Source organism: Shewanella sp. 11B5, assembly GCF_002836795.1.
GTDB classification, from domain to species: domain Bacteria; phylum Pseudomonadota; class Gammaproteobacteria; order Enterobacterales; family Shewanellaceae; genus Shewanella; species Shewanella frigidimarina.
On the sequence record NZ_PJAP01000931.1, the window covers coordinates 1 to 3083 of the forward strand.

The following is a 3083-nucleotide window of genomic DNA, read 5'->3' on the forward strand; positions in this document are numbered from 1 at the left end:
GTTGTTATGCAGTTCATTAATTGGTTCGGCGCTGTTGTTGTCAGGTTGCCAGTTACCTAATCCTTATACGGGCGAATCAGAAAATGCTAAAGCGACAAATGGCGCTATTATCGGTGGCCTTTCTGGCGCTGCCATTGGTGTGCTTTCATCAAGCAAAAGCGATCGCGGTAAAGGTGCATTAATTGGTGCAGCATCTGGTGCGGCTCTTGGTGGTGGTATTGGTTATTACATGGATGTGCAAGAAGCAGAATTGCGTAAACAGTTAAAATCAACTGGCGTGAGTGTGACTCGCAACGGTGACAATATTGTATTGAACATGCCTAATGAAGTGACTTTTGCGGTTGATCAAACTGTACTAAGCTCACGTGCTAAATCAGTATTAAACAGCGTTGTATTAGTTGCCAAAGAATATGATGACACTCGTTTAAATGTGATTGGTTATACCGACAGTTCAGGTTCAGATTCTTATAACCTGCGTTTGTCACAAGTTCGAGCGAGTGAAGTTGCGCAGTATATGACGAGCCAGAAAGTCAGCGGTTCACGTGTGTCTTCTACTGGTATGGGCGAGTCAAGCCCAATTGCCAGCAACTCTACCGAACAAGGTCGTTCGCAAAACCGTCGTGTAGAAATTGTATTAACACCAATGGGTAAGTAGTTTTAGCCGTGAGTGTGGTTAACAAGCGATGCTTGTTGACCTTTAAATAAAAAAGCCATCGAAAGATGGCTTTTTTTGCTTAACCGATAACGGAGTTAGTGAACAATAATCTAGATGACTACATGTATTTGGCACAGATAATTTGGTATCTATGGATGGTAAGTGATCTAAATAACAAGCATACATAATCGATAATCTATCTGTTTCACGTTACGTTCTTTTGCCACATTTCTATCATCGAAACCATGCTTGTTATTTAGTTGAAACATCTGTCACGGTGGAGGTGACACTTCCTTGCTTTAACCGAGTATGAATAACATCACCATTGCTTAATTGATTGGCATTTTCGATAACATGCTCATTGGTACTTGTGATTGAATAACCCCGGCTTAAGGTTGCCAGTGGGCTGACGGTGTCAAGTTTATGGGCGGCTTGTGAAACTCGTGATTCAGCTTGTTTAAAATAGTCTTTACTGGCGTCGTTAAAGCGTTCAATTAAATACCCAAGTCGCTGTTTTTCTAAGGTTAGAGTATTAATTGGTGAACGTTGTTGCAAACGATTATGTAATTGCTGGTGGCGTAAGGTTAAGCGACTGAGTTTATGCTGTAAGGCATTTTCTAAGCGCATTTGCATTTCGTCAAATCGCTGTTCAAATTGCTGCAGTTTATGTTGCGGCTCATGGCGTTGAAGCTGATGAGATAACTGAGTTAATCGTCCATATTGCTGCAATTGGTAATGCTTCATCCCTTGCTGCAAACGCGATAATAATAGCGCCAACTTTTCTGCTTTATTGCCTTTGTCTTTTGATAATAATTCTGCACCGGCTGACGGCGTTGGGGCGCGTACATCGGCTACATAATCACTGATAGTGGTATCTATTTCATGGCCAACCGCGCTAACAACAGGCAGTGCACTGTTGTAAATCGCATGGGCTAAGTGTTCGCTGTTGAAGCACCATAAATCTTCTAACGAACCGCCACCACGGGTAAGCAACAGCACATCAACTTCCATGCGTTGATTGGCGGTGACAATTGCTTGGCAGATTAATTGACTGGCTGTAGCACCTTGAACTTGAGTTGGGTACACAACTACTTCGATTGATGGATCTCGGCGTGCCAATACATGCAAGATATCTCGCAACGCTGCCCCCGTTGCCGATGTGATGACACCAATTCGTTGGATATTGGTTGGAATAGGGCGTTTGGTTTCTAGTGCAAATAAGCCTTCAGCGGCCAATTTTAGTTTTAACGCTTCAAATTCCTGTGCGAGTAGTCCGTCACCTGCTGGCAGCATTGACTCTAGTAGCAGCTGATAATCGCCACGAGGCTCGTAAACACTGATGGCGCCTTTAATCAACACTTGTTGACCATTGACGGGTTTAAAGCGCACAGATTGATTACGGCCCTTAAACATGGCACAGCGAACTTGTGAATGAGCGTCTTTTAACGTGAGATACCAATGCCCTGAACTTGGAGCCGAAAAGTTTGATATTTCACCATTTAGCCAAATTTTGCCAATTTGTCCTTCAAGAATATGCCTCACTTCGCTATTTAATTGCGAAACACTATAAACATTGTTTTTTGTGGCACTCATGAGAGTTCTCATTCTAACGTTAATAAAAATCTATTTTCCATTTACCAACTGCAATATGCAAGGTATAATCTCGCCGCAATATTTCACCTCAAATCCTACTTACTAGGGAGATGTTGCCATGCTACGTTTACTGAAAGATGCACTAACCTTTGATGATGTGTTGTTGGTTCCTGCCCACTCGACCGTACTCCCTAATACCGCTGTTCTTAAAACTCGTTTAACGACTAAAATCGAATTAAATATTCCACTTGTGTCAGCCGCCATGGACACTGTGACTGAATCTCGTCTTGCGATCGCGATGGCGCAAGAAGGTGGTTTAGGATTCATTCATAAAAACATGAGTATTGAGCAACAAGCTGAAGAAGTCCGTAAAGTTAAAAGTTATGAAGCCGGTATTGTTCAAGACCCCGTTACTGTTACGCCTACCACAAGCTTAACTGATTTACGTTTATTAACTGAACATAATGGTTTTGCTGGTTACCCTGTAGTGAATGATGCACACGAACTTGTGGGTATTATTACAGGCCGTGACGTGCGTTTTGTGACCGATTGGAGCAAAACCGTTGCCGACATGATGACCCCAAAAGATCGTCTAGTCACAGTAACTGAAGGTACTAAGTTAGATGAAGTGCAAAAACTAATGCATTCTCATCGTATTGAAAAAGTCTTAGTGGTTGATAAAAAATTTAAACTTAAAGGCTTAGTCACCGTTAAAGATTTCGAAAAAGCTGAACGCAAACCAAACGCATGTAAAGACGAATTAGGTCGTTTACGTGTTGGCGCAGCCGTCGGTGCTGGTCCTGGCAATGAAGAACGTGTTGACGCGCTCGTAAAA

Annotated in this window: 3 protein-coding genes; 2 read left to right on the forward strand and 1 reads right to left on the reverse strand. The window is 42.5% G+C overall.

All coding sequences use genetic code 11. From position 1 onward, the window contains the following. Window position 1 precedes the first annotated feature (1 nt). Complete coding sequence (locus CXF78_RS18395) at window positions 2-655, forward strand: YiaD family glycine zipper/OmpA-like lipoprotein (protein ID WP_102037569.1); 654 nt, start codon at window positions 2-4, stop codon at window positions 653-655. A 252-nt stretch (window positions 656-907) separates the two neighbouring features. On the opposite strand, the gene xseA is transcribed toward CXF78_RS18395, so the two are convergent. Next, window positions 908-2248, reverse strand: coding sequence for an exodeoxyribonuclease VII large subunit (gene xseA / locus CXF78_RS18400; protein WP_102037570.1), 1341 nt, complete (start codon window positions 2246-2248; stop codon window positions 908-910). A 118-nt stretch (window positions 2249-2366) separates the two neighbouring features. On the opposite strand from xseA, the gene CXF78_RS18405 reads away from it, so the two are divergent. Beyond that, a partial coding sequence (locus CXF78_RS18405; protein WP_145991555.1) for an IMP dehydrogenase occupies window positions 2367-3083 on the forward strand: 717 nt, incomplete at its 3' end.

What these genes read in the sequence shown, in the direction of transcription:
- xseA (WP_102037570.1), bottom strand. Translation starts at nt 2,248, where the DNA reads ATGAGTGCCACAAAAAACAATGTTTATAGTGTTTCGCAATTAAATAGC.